Consider the following 18,488-nt stretch of genomic DNA (forward strand, 5'->3'; position numbering starts at 1 on the left):
CATAAACTTGCCATTTAGATGTAAGAATGGTAAAATCGAGAATAACAGAAAAATACAGCAACGTAACATTTTGAACGGAGTATACAGTTCATAACAAGTTTTTTTAAATTACCGGTCGGTGTCAACAGCTTTGAGAAAATCCAGAGAGAGGGATTTTATTATTTCGATAAGACGAAGATGATCGAACGGCTGCTTGAACAGTGGGGCGAAGTGAATCTATTTACAAGACCACGACGCTTCGGAAAAACATTGAACATGAGTATGCTGCGCAGTTTTTTGAAATCGGAACTATCATCCTTGCAGACGTTATCGCAGCCATTACAGACAAAAACAATTATCCTGATCAATGCGTATGACATGCGGCTAGATAAGGCATTTCACCACAGTTATTATAAAGAAATGGCATCGTTGATCTGAAAAATTTTCGGACAGGCACTTAAAACGAATGATTCTCTACAATTCGCAGTGCTGACAGGGTGTCTTCGGGTCTCAAGAGCCTTATTTACAACAGATTATCTGACACGAGCGGAAAAGCGGAGCGTGGAGTATATCAATCTTATAAAGGAGCAGCAATATGACAGAGCATAATTTGGCGAATGATTTGAGTAATACAGATTACACCTATTCGACAGATGTTATGACTGGTGGAAGTGATAGGAGAATGTATCTTTACTATCAGCTTATTGGCAGTTTGAAGAAAGCTGATAGTGTTGACATCATCGTCTCTTTTTTGATGGAATCCGGTGTTAAGATGCTCATATCAGATCTTGAAAATGCTCTGAAGCGAGGTGCAAAGATCCGCATATTAACGGGAAATTATTTGGGAATTACTCAGCCATCTGCCCTTTATCTGATCAAACAGAAACTAGGAGCTCAGGTGGATTTGCGTTTTTATAATGAGAAAGGGAGATCTTTTCATCCGAAATCGTATATTTTTCACTACAAGGAGCACAGTGAAATTTACATAGGTTCATCCAATATTTCAAGGAGTGCTTTGACTTCCGGCGTTGAGTGGAATTATAGATTCAGCAGCCGGACGGATGGTAAGAACTACGATAAATTCTATAATGCGTTTGAAGATTTATTTGAGAATCATTCAATCGTAATCGATGACGAAGAATTAAAAAGGTATTCCAAAGGATGGCATAGGCCTGCCGTTGCAAAAGATCTGGACAAATATGATGATTTCGATTCAGAAGAATCCAATGATGTTATCAGCATTTTTGAGCCTAGGGGAGCACAAATAGAAGCTTTATGTGCATTGGAAAGCTCAAGAGCGGAAGGCGCAAAGAAAGCCTTAATTCTGGCTGCAACAGGAGTAGGAAAAACATATCTGGCTGCATTCGACTCAAAGAATTACAAAAGGATATTGTTTGTAGCGCATCGTGAAGAAATATTAAAGCAGGCAGCAGAATCATTTCGGAATGTCAGGCACTCGGATGATTATGGCTTTTTTAATAATAATGAAAAAGCTACAGATAAATCGGTGGTTTTTGCTTCTGTATATACGTTAGGGAAAAAGGAATATCTGAACGACCAATATTTCGAACCGGAGTATTTTAATTACCTGATTATTGATGAGTTCCATCATGCGGTAAATGAACAGTATAGAAATATCGTGAAATATTTTAAACCACAGTTTATGCTGGGATTGACAGCCACGCCGGAACGAATGGATGGTAAAAATATCTATGAAATATGTGACTATAATGTACCATATGAAATCACTTTAAAAGAGGCCATCAATAAGGGAATGCTTGTTCCGTTTCATTATTATGGAATTTTTGATCCGACGGATTATTCAAAGCTGCATATCGTAAAAGGCAGATATGATGAAACAGAGTTAAATAAGACTTATATTGGAAATGCGGTTAGATATGACCTGATTTATAAATATTATTGCAAATACGGATCTAACAGAGCACTCGGATTTTGCTGCTCCAGAGTTCATGCAAATGATATGGCCAGGGAGTTCTGCCGGCGTGGCATTCCTTCGGTAGCGGTTTATAGTAATTCGGAGGGAGAGTTTTCCGAGAACAGAGAGACAGCTATCAGTAAACTGAAGAACGGTGAAATCAAGGTGATTTTTTCTGTGGATATGTTCAATGAAGGAGTAGATATCACGTCTGTGGATATGGTTATGTTTTTACGTCCTACAGAGTCACCGGTGATATTTTTACAGCAGCTTGGACGTGGGCTCAGAAAAAGCAGAGGTAAGGAATATTTAAATGTGCTGGACTTCATTGGAAATTATGAAAAAGCCGGCCGTGTGCGTTTTCTCCTAACAGGTAAGACAGAGAATAAAACATATAATCAAGCAGATCATTCTGACTTTCCGGATGACTGTATCATAGATTTTGATATGAAACTGATTGATCTGTTTTCAGAAATGGATAGAAAAAACCAGAAAATAAAAGATCAGATTGACAAAGAATTTTGGCGAATCAAGGATCAGTTAAACAAAATACCCACAAGGATTGACTTTTTTACATATGCGGATGACCAGATTTATGAATTGATGCTGGGACATGCTAAGGATAATCCTTTGAAAAACTATTTAGAGTATTTAAAAAGCTTTGATTTATTAACAGATGAAGAAAAAGTGCTCTATCAGGGGATTGGAAGGGAATTTATCAATTATATTGAGACCACAAATATGTCAAAAGTATATAAAATGCCTGTATTACTGGCTTTTTATAATCATGGTCAGATCAGACATTGTGTAACGGAAGAACAGATCCTGGAAAGCTGGAAGGAGTTTTTCTCAACTGGAACAAACTGGAAGGATTTACAGGATGGAATTACATATGAAAAATATTGTGGTCTTTCTGATAAAGAGCATTTGAAAAAAATCATTCAAATGCCGGTTAGGTATTTATTGAAATCAGGGGTTGGATTTTTCAATCAAAAGGAAAAAACAGTGTTGTCGTTCAGTGATGAACTAAGTAAAGTGATAGGAAATACGGCACTTATCCATCATATGAAAGATGCGATAGAATACAGAATCATGGATTATTATCAGCGTAGGTATAGAAATGAGGTGTGATATGGCAGATAATGAGAAGCACATGGATACGTCAACAATTGATTATTATAATAGAAATTATGATACATTTGTAGAGTCTACACGGGATGTAGATTTTTCTGAAATTCAAAATACATTTATGGATATGCTGCCTAATAAAGCTGAGATATTGGATTTTGGGTGTGGATCAGGTCGTGATACCAAATGCTTTTTGGATCAAGGATATCAGGTAGAGGCGATAGACGGATCGGTGGAATTATGTCGTCTGGCGTCAGAATACACAGGAATTGAAGTAAGAGATATGCTGTTTCAAGAATTAGATGTACAAGAAAAATATGACGGAATATGGGCTTGTGCATCTATTCTTCATCTGAGTAGGACCGAATTATTTGATGTGTTAGAAAGGATGTCTCAAGCGTTAAAGAAAAATGGGATTATTTATACGTCTTTTAAATATGGTGATTTTGAAGGATTGCGAAATGGACGTTATTTTACTGATTTCACAGAAGAAACATTTGCCGTCCTGATATCTGGGATACCATCGTTATCAGTAGAAAAACAATGGATTACAGGAGATGCTCGAACGGGGCGCGAGAATGAAAAATGGTTGAATGTGATATTAAAAAAAGTTAATGGGTGTAGCGGTACTGATATGTAAATATAATCAGGTCGAAAATATAGGAGGCTGCCGATGGCAATAATCGAAATCAACAACTTAGGACCTGTTAAAAATTGTAAGATGAATTTGGAGCAATTCTGCGTATTAACCGGTCCGCAGGCGTCAGGAAAAAGTACAATAGCGAAAGCGCTATTTTATTTTCGAACCGTCAAGGACGATTGCCTGACTCTATATAGCAAGGAAAAGGCTGCTGGAGAAGAAACGGAAAATTTTTCTCATAGATTGAAAAAATATCTTCGCGGGAAATTCATGCAGATGTTTGGTTCCAGTTGGGGAATGAGTATGGACATGAATATGTCTTATACATTTGCGGAAAACACATACGTTCGTCTGATGCTGAAAGAGAGTAGCTATCCGGGGGCACAGAATTATATTGATTTTGAGTTTTCAGAGGACATCAAGCAGATATTAAATGAATTGGATTCCGGGAATTATAGACGGGAAGAAGTCGTGAAAATATTGCAGAGAGTGTTTCATGATGAGTTTGAGACCGTGTATATTCCTGCCGGAAGAAGCCTGATCACTCTGCTGACGAGTCAGTTGAATTATATTCTATCATCGATGGATGATGGACAGAAACGAAGTATTGACTATTGTACCCAGAATTATATGGAGAGAATCCTGCGTGTAAAACCATTGTTTTCGGATGGAATGCGGAGAATGTATTATGACAAGCTCCTGACGTCAACGGAACAGGTAAAAGAAGATTTGCTTGTAAAACTGATGGATACCATCGATGTGATTTTGAAGGGGAAATATCAATATGTAGGCGGGGAGGAACGCCTGGTTTTAAATGAACATCAGTATGTAAAAATGAACTATAGTTCATCCGGGCAGCAGGAAGTCATATGGATCTTGAATCTTCTTTTCTATTATGTGTTGGAAAATCGAAAAATCTATCTGATCCTGGAAGAACCGGAGTCACATTTATATCCGGAAGCACAGAGCCGGGTTGTGGAAGCATTGGGAATATTTTTTAATGCGGGAAATCAATTACTTGTAACCACACATAGTCCATATATTTTAGGCTCCATCAATAATTTGCTGTATGCAGGATCTTTGGATGAAAAGTGTCCGGAACAAGTCGAGAAGATTTTTGAAAAGGAACGCCAGTTACATGTAAAAAATACGGTGGCATATGATGTCAGCGGGGGAAAATTGAGTAACATTATGGATGATTCAGAGCCGTTGCTGCAAAACAGTGTGATTGATGGGATTTCACAGGAAATCAATGAGCGAATGGATCAGCTTCTTCGGATCGATTTGGGGGAATCGAAATAATGCTGTTAGAAAAGAGTAAATCTTTGTGTGAGGAGAGAGCAAAGAAAATAATATCAAGGGATAAGAAAAGCAGATGCGTGCATCGCGCGATCAACACAGCTCAGAACTTAGTTCGTCAATATCAGATTGATGAAGGTGTGATCACAGATAAGACGATTCAAAAATGTGATTTTCTTGTTTTGAATGATGAAAAAATGGATGCATATCTGATCGAATTAAAGGGAACGGACCTCAGGCATGCCTTAGAGCAATTGGAACAGACGGAGAGACATCTGAGTGCTGAATTAAGATCATATACCTTATATTATAGAATTGTTTATAAAGCGAATACACATGCAATCCGAAGTAGTGAGTATGTGAAGTTCTGCAAATTAAAAAAGAACAGGGTAAAGGCCAGCACGGATATTATTGAAGAGAAGATATAGTTTTATTGTTGGGGTGCGTACCGCAGAAATGTGATAGAATGAAAAGGTACTGGTGATTGGGAATTAACCAGGTATATTTTCGCTATCGAGAATACTCACTTTGAAACGCTTATATGATAAATTGATATTCACAAAAGAAACTATATTAAAATAAGCTTTGAAGGAGGTGATTTCATTGACCATCGAGGAAATTCTTGCAGGTGAATCTAAAAATGTTGAGTTTAAGATGCAGCGTCCAAAAGACAGCACAAAATATATGAAAACGGTTATTGCATTCTCTAATGGAGAAGGTGGACGCATCATATTTGGTGTGGATGATAGCACCCGTGAGGTGGTTGGAATTCCGAAAGAGATTATTTTCTCAGAAATTGATGCTATTACAACTGCAATTTCCGATAGCTGTGAACCTGTTGTGATCCCGGATGTCTATTTACAGACGATCAATGATAAAACCATCATCATCGCTGAAATCAGTGCGGGAAAGCAGCGTCCATATTATATCAAGTCTTTAGGCATCAACGATGGAACTTACATCAGAGTCGCAGGAACTTCTCGCCCGGCGGGGAGAGATCTGACAGCAGAGATGTATTATGAGGACGAGGGACGTTCCTATGATAAAGTGATCCGCAGGGATCTGACGGTGACGGATGAAGAGATTGAGGAACTTTGCCGCCAGATGAAGGAGGTTGCAATTGCCAATAGCAAGTCTAAGGCACAAAGAGAAAGGGTTAAAGATGTAACAAAGAATGTGCTGTTGAGCTGGGGACTATTGGCAGAAGCGGAAGATGGAAGAATTCACCCTACCAATGGTTATGTTTTTCTGCTTGGCAAGGATGATTTTCTTTCTCAGATACAATGTGGAATGTTTAAAGGAAAGACCCGTGCGGTGTTTGTGGACAAGCGCGAATATGGTGGACCGTTATGGAAACAGATTGATGATGTGTTTGAATTTGTACTGCGAAATATTCACCTCGGAGCAAAGCTGGAGGGAATTTATCGGAAAGATATTTATGAACTTCCGCCGGACAGTATCCGGGAGCTTATTATTAATGCTGTGATGAATTGTAGTTTCTTGCAGAATTCGCACATTCAGGTAGCAATTTATGATGACCGTTTGGAAATTACATCGCCGGGCGGTCTTATGCCAGGTGTGACTCTGGATAAGATGAAAGAGGGATATTCAAAAATACGTAATCGTGCGCTTGCACATGCGTTTTCTTATATGAATCTGATTGAGGTGTGGGGCAGCGGCATTCCGAAATTGATGGAAGCAATGCAGGAATACGGATTACGCGAGCCGGAGTTTCGCGATATGGAGATTGGATTTCGCATTAATCTCTATCGTAATATGGAAGAGACAAGAATAGGAACCGACCAAGGTGTTCAGAAAGTCGACCAAGACACGCGAAAATCCGACCAAGGTATACAAAAAGTCGACCAAGACACGCGAAAATCCGACCAAGGTATACAAAAAGTCAACCAAGATATTCAAAAGCTTACCGACGATGCTGTGAAAATTTCCGTGTACACGGAATACAACCTGACAGACAAGAGCAAAGCGGTTCTGGCATTGATTAAAGAACAGCCTGATATTACACAGAGAGAGATTGCAGCTCAATTGGGGTGGAAAATTAATCGTGTAAAATATCAGATTGATAAAATGAAAAGCCAGAATGTTATTCAGCGCATTGGAACCAGTCAAAAAGGATATTGGAAAATCTTGATTGAGAATAGCTCTTTTTAAACTAGAGAGGCAAGATCTGGAATGATGAATATGTTAAAAAATGGATTATCAGAAGAGAGCACTCCAACTTCCATCCGTCTCCCCCGCATCATGATCGCCGCCGAAAAGAGCGGCGGTGGGAAGACATTTTTCACCTGTGTGCTTCTTTCACTCCTAAAGGAGCGGATTGAGGCGGTGCGTGCCTTTAAGTGTGGCCCCGATTATATCGACCCGATGTTTCACCGGACGGTGCTGGAGATTCCATCGCGAAATCTGGACAGCTTTTTTGTGGGGGCGGATACGCTGCGGTATCTGCTGGGACGGGAAGTTCTGGAGAATAAGGAGCTTCCGGCGAGCCGGATCGCGGTCCTTGAGGGTGTAATGGGATTTTACGATGGTCTCGGCGGTGTCTCGGAGCGCGCCAGCGCATGGGAAGTGGCGGATCTTACGGATACACCGGTGATCCTGATCGTTGACATGAAGGGACGGAGTCTTTCGGCACTTGCCTCGATCAAAGGCTTCATGGAGTATCAGGAGAGGAGCCACGTTGCAGGCGTGATCTTTAACCGGCTGTCTCCGATGATATATCCGGGACTTAAGAAAAAGGCAGAGCAGGAGCTGGGGATCCGCGTGTTCGGATATATTCCGGAACTCAGAGATCTGACTCTGGAATCACGCCATCTGGGACTTGTCATGCCGGAGGAGATCCCGGGACTCAGAGAAAAACTGGAGTTTGTAAAGGAGAAGATCCGGGCGGGGATCGATCTGGACGGGATTTTGGAAGCAGCAGAGAAAGCTCCGGAACTTCTAATTAAGATTCCGGAAATCATAAAAAAACAGGAAGGAAAAACAATATCAGGAGCAGCCGCTGTCCATACTGTGTGTCATGCGGTTTTTGATGGAAGCAGAGCAATTTTTCAGGGAAAAAGAGAATTGGAAGCGCCTGCAGCAGATAATAAAAACTCCAGCAGCCCCGTGATCGCAGTTGCAAGAGACGAGGCGTTCTGCTTTTACTATGAGGACAACCTGGATCTTTTAAAAAAACTTGGAGCCAGGATCCAATATTTTTCTCCGATCCGAGATCAGGAGATCCCGCCGGAGGCGTCTGCGCTGTATCTTGGCGGCGGATATCCGGAGCTTCATGCGAAGGCACTTTCAGAGAATAAAACGATGCTTTCTTCGATCCGGGAGGCGATCAGGAATGGGATGCCCTGTATCGCAGAGTGCGGCGGGTACCTCTATTTGAAGGAGTCGATCGAAGATCCGGCTGGAAAGCGCTGGGAAATGGCCGGTGTTCTTCCGGGAAACAGCCAGGATACAGGGAAACTTGGAAGATTCGGCTACATTACCGTGACAGCGAAAAAGGACGGACTTCTCGGACCGGAGGGAACTCAGTTTCGCGCCCATGAATTCCACCACTGGGATTCACCGGAAAATGGAACTGATTTTCAGGCGAAGAAACCGGTCGGGACCCGCGGCTGGGAGTGCGGATACACAACAGAAAGCTTCTATGCCGGTTTCCCACATCTGTATTTTTACAGCAATCCGGAGATCGCGGAGCATTTTGTAAAGCAGGCACAAAGCTGGAGAGAAACCATTTGGGAAATCCAAAAAGAATGACATAAGGAAAGATAATGAGTGACAACACGATGACAACAGAGACAATCGAAGAAAAATTTCAAAGCTATCTGAAACAGATCGTCCCAGCCGACCGCCATGCGATGGAACTCGCAAAAAAGCGATGGGATTCCGTTGCAAAGCCGATCGGCAGTCTCGGGATCCTGGAGGACGATATTACAAGGATCGCCGGGATCAGGCGGAGTGCGTCCGGGATCACGCTTGATAAGTCCGCACTTGCAGTCATGTGCGCGGATCATGGCGTCGTTTCGGAAGGCGTGACCCAGACCGGGAAGGAAGTGACCCGGATCGTGGCGGAGAATTTCACGCGGGGGGAGACTTCAACTTCCAAAATGTGCCGGACTGCCGGAACAGATCTTTATCCGGTGGACATGGGGATGGACTGTGAAGTGATCGGAGTAAAACAGCCGGATCCGCACCGGATCATGGACCGAAAGATTGCGAGAGGTTCCGGAAATATCGTGAGAGAACCTGCGATGAGCAGAAAGAACTGCCTGCAGGCGCTGGTTTCCGGGATCGAACTTGCGTTTACGTTCCGGGATATGGGATATGAGCTTCTCGCTGCAGGTGAGATGGGAATCGGAAATACGACGCCTGCTGCCGCGATGAGCGCAGTGCTCACGGGACTTTCCCCGGAGGAAGCGACCGGACGGGGAGCCGGACTTTCGGATGCCGGGCTGGAAAAGAAAAAACGGGCGGTTTCGATGGCGGTCGGCCGCTTTTATGAAACATATCCGCAGTACCGGGGCGGAACGAAGGAAGATTATGAGAATGGGGCGCTCTCGGCTGTGACAGTCCTTTCGGAGCTTGGCGGTTTTGACCTTGCGGGAATGACCGGGCTCTTTTTAGGCGGGGCGGCGGCCGGACTCCCGGTCCTCATGGACGGGTTCCTCTCGACCGTATCGGCACTTCTCGCGGTCCTGATCCGCCGGGAGGCGAAAGATTATCTCTTTGCCTCGCACATTTCCAGTGAACCGGCCGGAAAAGCGGTTCTTGAAATGCTTGGACTTCCGGCGCCGCTTCATCTCGGGATGCATCTCGGCGAGGGAAGCGGGGCTGTAGCGATGATCCCACTTTTAAAGATGGGAGCGAGCGTCTACGAAGAGATGAGCACTTTTTCCGACATTTCCGTCGAGCAGTACGTGGATTATGAGAAGGAGGTCCGGACATGAGAGCGGCGATCATAGCGTTTTCGATGTATTCCAGGATCCCGATGCCGATGTTTGAGTGGAAGGAAGAGGACATGAAATACGCCATGTGCTTTTTTCCCGCGATCGGGGCGGTGATCGGAGCGGTGTTTTTTGGAATGTATCTGCTGCTCGACAGGATCCTGACGGGAAAGATCCTGGCAGCGGGGATCCTCCTCGCAGTGCCGCTTTTTATCACGGGCGGGATCCACATGGACGGATTTATGGACACCTGCGATGCAAGAGCGTCATATGGCGACCGGGAGAAGAAGCTGGGAATCTTAAAGGACACGCACACAGGAGCGTTTGCGGTGATCTTCGGAGGACTGTATCTGATCCTCTACGCAGCGGCGTGCACGGAACTTGATGAGGGAAGTGTGCTCCTCACAGCGATCGGGTTTATTCTTTCCAGGGCGCTCAGCGGCCTTTCCACCGCGACATTTCCGGAGGCGCGAAAACATGGGATGCTGGCAGATTTTATGAAGGATGCGAGAAAGAAGACCGTGGCAGTCTGCATGCTCGTGATCTTTTTCCTGGCGGCATTTCTGGAATTGCTCTTTGGCGGTATCTGCGGCGGTGTTGTTGTAATTACAACGGTTTTGATCTTCCTTTGGTATCGCCACATGGCAGTGCAGGAATTCGGTGGTGTGACCGGAGATCTTGCCGGTTTCTTCCTGCAGATCTGTGAGCTTGGGATCCTGCTCGCGGCGGTGATCGGAAAGGCGGTGTTTTAAGTGAAACTTTTACTGATCCGGCATGGGGCAACGCCGGGGAACCTGGAGAAACGATATGTGGGCAGGACGGATGAGAGTCTGACGCAGGAATCCCTCGAAACGCTTGGCAAAGAGGCAAAAAAAATCCGGGAACTTGCCGGAAAACCTGCGGCGATCATCACAAGCCCGATGAAACGCTGCCTTGAGACTGCGGAAACACTATTTCCGGAACATGATTATCCGCAGGTCCCGAGGGTCCAGGTCGAAGATCTTTCCGAGTGTGATTTTGGAAAGTTTGAATATAAAAACTATCTGGAACTCTCCGGGGACATGGAATATCAGCATTTTATCGACACGATGGGAGCTGAGGGATTCCCGGGCGGGGAGAGCACGGAAACGTTTAAAGCGCGGACTGTGAAGGCGTTCCGGGAGAACCTCGCGAGATTATCTCTGGAGACAGAGGATCCGGACAAAATACTCGTCTTCGTCGTTCACGGGGGAACGATCATGGCCGTTATGGAGGCGCTTGCAAAAGAGCGGAAGAGTTACTATGACTGGCAGGTCGGAAACGGCGAGGGGATCTTTGGAGAGATCGAAGCGCCGGATGGACGGATCGGTCAGGTGCGGTTTCTTCGGAACAATCCAGTATCATAGGGAGGTAAAATCATGATTCTTTTATTATCGGTATGCAGCATCGGATTCCTGATCTACGGTGCACTTGTTGTCAGTGGGATCTATACGCCGATCAGCTCGAAAATTCTGGTTGAGGACGAGGAACGGGCGAAATGGTGCCATACGGAGGGCGTCACAAAGATGCTCTGGGGACTGGATCTTGCGTTTTTGGTAATGTATCTTTGCCGTGTTTTCCCGGCATTTTTATGGCTTGGACTGTTTCTTGTGCTGACGATCGTGATCATCATCATGGCTTATAAGAATAATGGAAAGTATTTAAAATGACGCAGAAAAATCAGACCAGTTCACTATATGAGGAATGCCGGTTTTGCGGTATGATAGACAACGAACGGAACAAACATTAAAGGAAGATTTTTATGACAGACAGACTCGAATTACTTGCAGTGATCGCACTCGGATTTCTGCTCGATCAGGTCCTCGGGGATCCGCACTGGTTATATCATCCGGTGCGGATCATCGGGGCTTATATTTCATTTCTGGAGAAAGGGATCCGGAAGCTTTTTGGAGAGGGAGAGAGGGCACTCTTAGCTGGCGGTGTGGTACTTGTTGTTCTCGTGACCGGGACAACGGCGGTCGTATCCGGCGGGATCTTATACACCTGCGGCAGGATCTCCCCATGGCTCCGGTTTCTGGCATCTGTGATCCTGTGTTATCAGCTTTTTGCGGTAAAATCCCTGAAGGATGAGAGCATGAAGGTGTACCGGGAATTGAAAAAGGACGACCTTGAAGCGGCGCGGTATGCGGTGTCGATGATCGTTGGGCGGGATACTAAAGTGCTTGATATGACTGGTGTCACGAAGGCGGCGGTGGAGACAGTCGCGGAAAATACGTCAGACGGTGTTGCGGCACCGCTCTTTTACATGGCGATCGGCGGACCGGTCCTCGGCTGGGTATACAAGGCAGTCAATACGATGGATTCAATGGTCGGGTATAAGAATGACAAATATCTGTACCTTGGACGGGCGGCTGCTAAACTGGACGATGTCTTGAATTTTATTCCATCGAGACTCTGCGCCTGGATCATGATCTTTGCGGCGTATCTGCCGTCCAAAGGGCACGAATTTGACGGAAAAAATGCGAAAAAGCTCTTCCTGAGGGACCGTTTCAACCATGCGAGCCCGAATTCCGCGCAGACAGAGTCGGTCTGTGCCGGAGCGCTACGGGTGCGCCTTGCCGGGGACGCGTGGTACTTTGGAAAACTCGTAAAGAAAAAATATATCGGAGATGATTTGCGTCCGGTGGAGCCGGAGGATATCCGCCGGGCAAACAGACTTCTCTACCGGACGTCGTGGATCCTGATGGGGATCTGTGCGGTGTGGGAGATCATTCTGGAATTGTTGTAAAAACAAGGCACACAGTGGAGGAATCAAAATGGCAAAAGTGATCATGATCCAGGGGACCATGTCGAATGCGGGGAAGAGTTTTCTTGCGGCGGGGCTCTGCCGGATCTTTAATCAGGACGGTCTCAGGACGGCACCGTTTAAGTCCCAGAATATGGCCCTGAATTCTTATATTACGCGGGACGGGCTTGAGATGGGACGGGCCCAGGTCATGCAGGCGGAGGCAGCCGGGATCGAGCCGGAGGCAGCGATGAACCCGATCCTTTTAAAGCCAACCTCGAACATGGGATCCCAGCTCATCGTGAACGGCGAGGTCCGCGGCAATTATCCGGCGGCGGAGTATTTTAAGATGAAAAAGAGTCTGATCCCGGACATCATGGATGCCTACAATTCCCTGGCATCCCGCTTCGATGTGATCGTTGTGGAAGGCGCGGGAAGTCCGGCCGAGATCAACTTGAGGGAAAACGATATCGTGAACATGGGACTCGCCGAGATGCTGGATGCGCCGGTACTTCTCGCCGGGGACATCGACCGGGGCGGTGTTTTCGCCCAGCTCTACGGGACAGCGGCCCTGCTCACAGAAGCGGAGCAAAAGCGGATCCGCGCCTTCGTGATCAATAAGTTCCGCGGGGATAAAGAGATCTTAAAACCGGGTCTTTCCATGCTCTATGAGCGGATCCGGATCCCGTTTGCGGGTGTGATCCCGTACATGGATGTGGACGTGGACGATGAGGACAGCCTCTCGGAGCGCCTGACAGAAAAACATGGAACCGGACCTCTTCTTGACCGCTCCGGCCATGCGGCTTTTGCGAAGATCTCCGTGATCCGGCTTCCGAGGATCTCGAATTTCACGGATTTTAATGCACTGGAGCGACTGACGGGGATCGCGCTTTCTTATGTGAGCCGTCCGGAGGAACTGACCGGATCGGATCTCATCATCCTCCCTGGGACAAAGAACACCATGGGAGATCTCAAGTGGCTCCGCCAGAACGGGCTGGAAGCTGTAATCACGCGGATGGCGGGAAAAGGGATCCCGGTCATCGGCGTCTGCGGCGGGTTCCAGATGCTGGGAACGAGTCTTTCCGATCCGCATGGTGTGGAAGAAGGCGGAACGATGCGCGGCATGGAGCTCCTGCCGATCCGCACGATCTTTGCGGAGAAGAAGACGAGGACGAGAGTAAATGGAACGGCAGCCGGGTTTTCAAACGATGGAGTACCGGTAAAGATCAACGGATATGAGATTCATATGGGAGAGACGATCCGGGACGGCGGACAGCCGTTTTCGTGGATCCAGTACGAAAATGGGGAAAATATCGCAGCGATGGCGATGGATTCCGATGCGCGTTCAGGATATAAAACGGATTCGAATCCGAATGGAGCTCCGGACGGTGGGAAAGAAGACGGCTGTATCAGCGGAAACGTATTCGGAACCTATGTCCACGGAGTATTCGACACAGAAGAGATGCAGCATGCGATCCGCGATTTCCTCGCAGAGAGAAAAGGTGTTCGTCCGGAGACATATGAAAACGGGGAAACATTCTCGATGGCAAAGTATAAAGAAGAGCAGTATGACAAGATGGCTAAGATTATCCGGGAAAATCTGGATATGGATATGATCTACCGGATCCTGGAACGAAAGGATGTGAGATGATGAGTGGACTTGACTGGACCGAAGAATTAAAAAAGCGGACGGGGATCGATTTCCTGACAACCCGCCCGATGGAGATCGAAAAAAAGAGTTTTGAGATCATAAAAGGAGAGCTGGGCGAGGAATTTGTTTCCCGGTATCCGGCTGATGCACTTCCGGTTCTCTGCCGTGTGATCCATACCACCGCCGATTTCTCCTACCGCGACACCCTCACGATCACAGAAGGCGCGATCGGACTGGCAAAAGAGGCGATCCACCGGGGGCTTCCGATCATCACCGATACGACGATGGCGGCATCCGGGATCAACAAGACGGCGGCCAGAAAATTCGGGATCGATGTGCACTGCTTTATCGGGGATGAGGATGTGAAGGAAGCTGCAAAGGCGAGCGGGATGACGAGATCCGCGGTCAGCGCCGAAAAGGCGGCGCGACTTTATCCGGAGTGTATCTATGCAGTCGGAAACGCGCCGACGGCGTTAATGCGCCTCTATGAGCTGATCGAAGAAAAAAAGATCCGGCCGGCGCTCATCATCGGAGTACCGGTCGGATTCGTGAACGTAGTCGAGGCAAAGGAACTGATCCTTCGGACGGATGTCCCGGCGATCGTCGCCAGAGGACGAAAAGGCGGGAGCAATATCGCCGCGGCGATCTGCAACGCACTGTTATATGAGGCGGGAGGACGATAGCGGTTCGCTACTTTACTTCCTGCACCGGGATTCCCGGAACTGCCATCAGAGAGTAGTTGGTGTGATAGACAACGAAACCTGGTGCGGCTCCGGGAACTTTTTTTAAGTTCTTCCGCTGGATATAGTCGACTTCGACCTTCTCATTCCCGCGGCCTTTGGAGTAGTAGGCAGCCAGCGCACCGGCTTCTTCAAACACGCGGTCCGGGAGCTCTTTTCCCTCAGTCTTTACGATGACATGGGAGCCCGGGATCCCTTTTGCGTGGAACCACCAGTCACCGCCGTTGGCAAACTTGAAGTCGAGTTCTTCGTTCTGGTAGTTGTTTTTTCCGACATAGATGTGGAATCCGTCGCTGGAAAGGTAGTGGAACGGGCGGCTTGTGATCTTTACCTTTTTCCCGCCGGTGTAATGGCGTTTGATATAGCCGTACTCTGTAAGTTCTTCCTTGATCTGTACCAGATCCTCCTCCAGCCTTGCGATATCCATGGAAGTACTGATGGATTCCAGATGGTCGATCTCCGCCTTTGTCTGCGCAAGCTGTTCCGTGACGGCCTCGTAGGTACGTTTCTGTTTATTATACTTATCGAAATACCGCTTCGCGTTTTCCTGCGCCGTCATTGTCGGATCTAGCGGGATCGTAATTTCTGTATTGTCGTAATAATTTAAACATTTAAAACTTTTCTCCCCGCCTGAGAGACCATATCCGTAGGTATTCAAAAGTTCTCCGTAGATCCGGTATTTTTCCCGTTTTTCAGTATCTTTGAGCTGCTTTGTCTGAAGATCCAGCTTTCTGACACTGCGTTCCAGTGCATTGGAGATAATCTTTCTAAGATCCGTGGACTTCTGGTGGATCCGTGATACTGTGTTCTTTTCCGCGTAGTACCGCTCGAGGAGCTCACTGATGGAATCAAACTTCACAGTCCTGTAATTTCCACCTTCCATCATCGTCAGCGGGACAGCGGCAAATTCGATCGGTTTTTCTCCCTCATAGATAATATTCGGGGTGAAATTGCCCTCGCGGATATCGTCCATGATCCAGTTGAACGCGTGGAAGAGGTGGGTGAGTTCCGCATCGGAAAATTCTTTTGCGGAGATATCCCCGTCTAAGGATGCCAGATGGCAGATCTCAGCGGCAACCACGGGACTTAAGCCTGTAAGATCCATGTAGAGCGCTTTGGAAAGATTCTGCGGTGTGTTGTGCAGGAGCTCTTTAAATTCCGTTTCCGTGATCGTAAGCGGATCCTTCTTCTCCCCGGAGTGGGGGATAAAATAATCTCTCCCCGGGAGGACTTCCCGGACGGAGCTTACCTGAGCCGAGATATGCTTGATGCTGTCAAGGATCACGTTATTCTCATCGCAGAAAATGATATTGCTGTGTTTTCCCATGAGCTCGATCACGATGAACTTTCTTCTGAGGTCGCCCATCTCATCGAGATGCTCGACCTCGATCCGGACGATCCGCTCCAGTCCTGGCTGGGTCACGGAGATGATCCTGCCGTTTGCGATATGCTTTCTTAAAAGCATGCAGAAGTTCGGAGCCGTCATCGGGCTCGGTTTGTTGTTTGATGTAAAATAAAGGAGAGGGAGACTGGCGTTCGCCGATACGAGCAGACGTACGTTCTCCCGGTTTCCTTTAATGGTAAAGAGTAATTCGTCCTTTTCCGGCTGGGCGATCTTTGAAATCCTGCCGGAGACGATCTTTTCGTTCAGGTCGCGGACAAGGTTCGCGATCACGATTCCGTCAAATGCCATGGTGTATGAGTTCCTTTCGTTTTATCGATCATAAATTCTAAGATTGTCTGATATGTGTACGATCGGGAGACTCTCTAAGAGTATCTCCCGAGTGTGGGAATGGGAGGATCGGATCTGCTTCATGAAAAGTGTTCATGAAAGATCGCGTTGATCCGTTCCGTCAGCTCCGCGACCGAGTGGGCCCGGCTTCTGGAACATTCCCGCGCAGGGCGGCCGCAGAGGAGACAGGTCCGGCCCGGCTGCCCGATATCACTTCTTGAGATCTTTTTTCCATCCCGCCCGATGATATCGATGTCATAGAGTCTTCCGAGATCGGACGCGTCCTCTAACGGCACGAGAAGGCGTTTTACGGCGAGCGCATCCGCATCCACGCAGAGAAATGCCTCCGGACCGGTCTTATCGAGGATTAGGCTGCGCTTTAAGACCGGGATCTTTGCGGTATCCAACGCGGAAACGATCTCCGAAAGTGCAAAGGCAAATGCCTCCGGAACAAGCGGCAGGACCTTGACCGGCCCCGGGATATTTAAGGTGAAGGAGACGAGAACGCCGGGAAATTCGGAGAGAAGCTGTTCCTGCATCCAGACGCGCCGTTCCCTGGCGTTTAACATATCCGGAAGCTCGGCATCGGCACCGATGAATTTTTCTAATGTTTCTTTTTCTGCGTCATTTAATAATAACTGTTCTATTTCTGGATCATTCCATAAAAATTTTTCCATAAAAACCTCAGATCTCATGCAGGATCTCAAGAAATCCTTTCATATATTTTGTGAGATACATGTCCTTCCGGTAGCAGGCGTAAAAATGTCTTGGATTCTCCACACCGAGGATCGGATAGGAGAAGTAGGCGGAATCCGGCGAGTTATCAGTCTCGACATAGGAATCCGGACAGGCCATCACGACAGGACTCGCCGCAACGACATGTTTTCCGACCTCGATGCTGATCGTGACAAGGTCGATCTTCGGCTTCATGTCCCTCGTGATAAAGAGGGAGTCCTGGATCGTCCGGACGGAGTGACCGGACTGGCTGGAGACGAAGGTCTCATCGCGCGCCTCCAGGATATCGATCGGTGTCCCGGGCGCGATCCGTTTCGCAAGTTCGCATTCGCGGTTCACGATGAGGACAAGCTGTTCCTCCTGGATCAGGTCGTAGACCAGTTCCTCGTGGCGCGGGGATGTCGTGAGAAGTGCGATCCCGACTTCCCCCTCCAGGACGCTTTTTTCCATGGTCGCAGATCCCTGCTCATGGAGTTCCAGCCCTACATGGGGGAAACGTTTCTTAAAACGCGGGTATAATTCCGGTAACAGCTCCATGCCGCGCTGGACCGAGATCCCGAGGCAGATGGTCCCGAATTCTTCCTTGCTCAGCTCCTCGACCTGTTTTCTCAAGTTTGTGGAGATCGTTGTCACCTGCCTCGCCGCCTCCACGTAGAGCTGTCCGGCCGGCGTCAGGGTGATCGGATCGGTGGAGCGGTCAAAGATCGGGGCGCCGAGATTGCTCTCGGCGGTCTTTATGATCTGGCTCAGAGAGGGCTGGGAAACGTAGAGCTTTTTTGCCGCGTTTGTAAAGCTGCCTTCCTTCAGGACGGTCAGAACATACTGCATGTGTTTTTCATTCATAGAGGCGTCCTCCCCTGACTTTTTATCTCAGTTAGATAAAACTCCTGTTTTTCTTTCCTATTCTATCACATCCGGTCGGAAAA

17 protein-coding genes are annotated in these 18,488 nt (G+C 47.2%); 14 read left to right on the forward strand and 3 right to left on the reverse strand.

What is annotated here, in order from left to right; translation table 11 throughout:
* Positions 1-90: 90 nt before the first annotated feature.
* From FN001_RS08310 to FN001_RS08375, 14 genes are all read left to right on the forward strand, one after another.
* Positions 91-417 carry an AAA family ATPase gene (locus FN001_RS08310; RefSeq protein ID WP_486463510.1) on the forward strand — a complete coding sequence of 109 codons (327 nt, stop codon included), beginning with the start codon at positions 91-93 and terminating at the stop codon, positions 415-417.
* 157 nt (positions 418-574) lie between these two features.
* Complete coding sequence (locus FN001_RS08315) at positions 575-3,046, forward strand: DEAD/DEAH box helicase family protein (RefSeq protein ID WP_243121975.1); 2,472 nt, start codon at positions 575-577, stop codon at positions 3,044-3,046.
* A 1-nt stretch (position 3,047) separates the two neighbouring features.
* A complete protein-coding gene (locus FN001_RS08320) occupies positions 3,048-3,683 on the forward strand; it encodes a class I SAM-dependent methyltransferase (protein ID WP_486463494.1) in 636 nt (211 codons plus the stop codon).
* Between the two features lie 81 nt (positions 3,684-3,764).
* Complete coding sequence (locus tag FN001_RS08325) at positions 3,765-4,985, forward strand: AAA family ATPase (RefSeq protein WP_243121988.1); 1,221 nt, start codon at positions 3,765-3,767, stop codon at positions 4,983-4,985.
* Positions 4,985-5,410 (forward strand): hypothetical protein, encoded by a 426-nt coding sequence (locus tag FN001_RS08330; RefSeq protein ID WP_142411516.1) that lies wholly within the window; start codon positions 4,985-4,987, stop codon positions 5,408-5,410. Before FN001_RS08325 ends, FN001_RS08330 begins: the two co-directional genes overlap by 1 nt.
* Positions 5,411-5,585: 175 nt before the next feature.
* Complete coding sequence (locus FN001_RS08335; RefSeq protein ID WP_142411517.1) at positions 5,586-7,154, forward strand: ATP-binding protein; 1,569 nt, start codon at positions 5,586-5,588, stop codon at positions 7,152-7,154.
* Between the two features lie 30 nt (positions 7,155-7,184).
* Positions 7,185-8,753, forward strand: coding sequence for a cobyrinic acid a,c-diamide synthase CobB (locus FN001_RS08340; protein WP_185911876.1), 1,569 nt, complete (start codon positions 7,185-7,187; stop codon positions 8,751-8,753).
* Positions 8,754-8,767: 14 nt separating this feature from the next.
* Positions 8,768-9,943, forward strand: coding sequence for a nicotinate-nucleotide--dimethylbenzimidazole phosphoribosyltransferase (locus FN001_RS08345; protein ID WP_243121976.1), 1,176 nt, complete (start codon positions 8,768-8,770; stop codon positions 9,941-9,943).
* Positions 9,940-10,692, forward strand: coding sequence for an adenosylcobinamide-GDP ribazoletransferase (locus FN001_RS08350; protein WP_142411519.1), 753 nt, complete (start codon positions 9,940-9,942; stop codon positions 10,690-10,692). The genes FN001_RS08345 and FN001_RS08350 overlap by 4 nt, the downstream gene beginning before the upstream one ends.
* Positions 10,693-11,325 (forward strand): histidine phosphatase family protein, encoded by a 633-nt coding sequence (locus tag FN001_RS08355; protein ID WP_118514077.1) that lies wholly within the window; start codon positions 10,693-10,695, stop codon positions 11,323-11,325.
* 12 nt (positions 11,326-11,337) lie between these two features.
* The gene (locus FN001_RS08360; protein ID WP_118298130.1) at positions 11,338-11,628 is read left to right on the forward strand and encodes a hypothetical protein; all 291 of its coding nucleotides are present in this window, start codon (positions 11,338-11,340) and stop codon (positions 11,626-11,628) included.
* A gap of 92 nt (positions 11,629-11,720) precedes the next feature.
* On the forward strand, positions 11,721-12,707 hold the full coding sequence (cbiB, locus tag FN001_RS08365; protein WP_142411520.1) for an adenosylcobinamide-phosphate synthase CbiB: 987 nt from the start codon (positions 11,721-11,723) through the stop codon (positions 12,705-12,707).
* A gap of 28 nt (positions 12,708-12,735) precedes the next feature.
* A complete protein-coding gene (locus FN001_RS08370; RefSeq protein ID WP_142411521.1) occupies positions 12,736-14,355 on the forward strand; it encodes a cobyric acid synthase in 1,620 nt (539 codons plus the stop codon).
* Positions 14,355-15,038 carry a precorrin-8X methylmutase gene (locus tag FN001_RS08375; RefSeq protein ID WP_243031222.1) on the forward strand — a complete coding sequence of 228 codons (684 nt, stop codon included), beginning with the start codon at positions 14,355-14,357 and terminating at the stop codon, positions 15,036-15,038. The genes FN001_RS08370 and FN001_RS08375 overlap by 1 nt, the downstream gene beginning before the upstream one ends.
* A gap of 7 nt (positions 15,039-15,045) precedes the next feature.
* On the opposite strand, the gene FN001_RS08380 is transcribed toward FN001_RS08375, so the two are convergent.
* The 3 genes from FN001_RS08380 to FN001_RS08390 all read right to left on the reverse strand — a co-directional run bounded on the left by FN001_RS08380 (position 15,046) and on the right by FN001_RS08390 (position 18,405).
* Positions 15,046-16,788: an Rqc2 family fibronectin-binding protein gene (locus tag FN001_RS08380; RefSeq protein WP_142411522.1), complete on the reverse strand. Its 1,743-nt coding sequence runs from the start codon at positions 16,786-16,788 to the stop codon at positions 15,046-15,048.
* A gap of 119 nt (positions 16,789-16,907) precedes the next feature.
* Positions 16,908-17,504 (reverse strand): citrate lyase holo-[acyl-carrier protein] synthase, encoded by a 597-nt coding sequence (citX, locus tag FN001_RS08385; protein WP_243021350.1) that lies wholly within the window; start codon positions 17,502-17,504, stop codon positions 16,908-16,910.
* Between the two features lie 7 nt (positions 17,505-17,511).
* Positions 17,512-18,405 carry a LysR family transcriptional regulator gene (locus FN001_RS08390; RefSeq protein WP_118298134.1) on the reverse strand — a complete coding sequence of 298 codons (894 nt, stop codon included), beginning with the start codon at positions 18,403-18,405 and terminating at the stop codon, positions 17,512-17,514.
* Positions 18,406-18,488 lie beyond the last annotated feature (83 nt).

Source organism: Clostridium sp. Marseille-P7770, from assembly GCF_902143525.1.
Lineage (GTDB): Bacteria > Bacillota > Clostridia > Lachnospirales > Lachnospiraceae > Pilosibacter.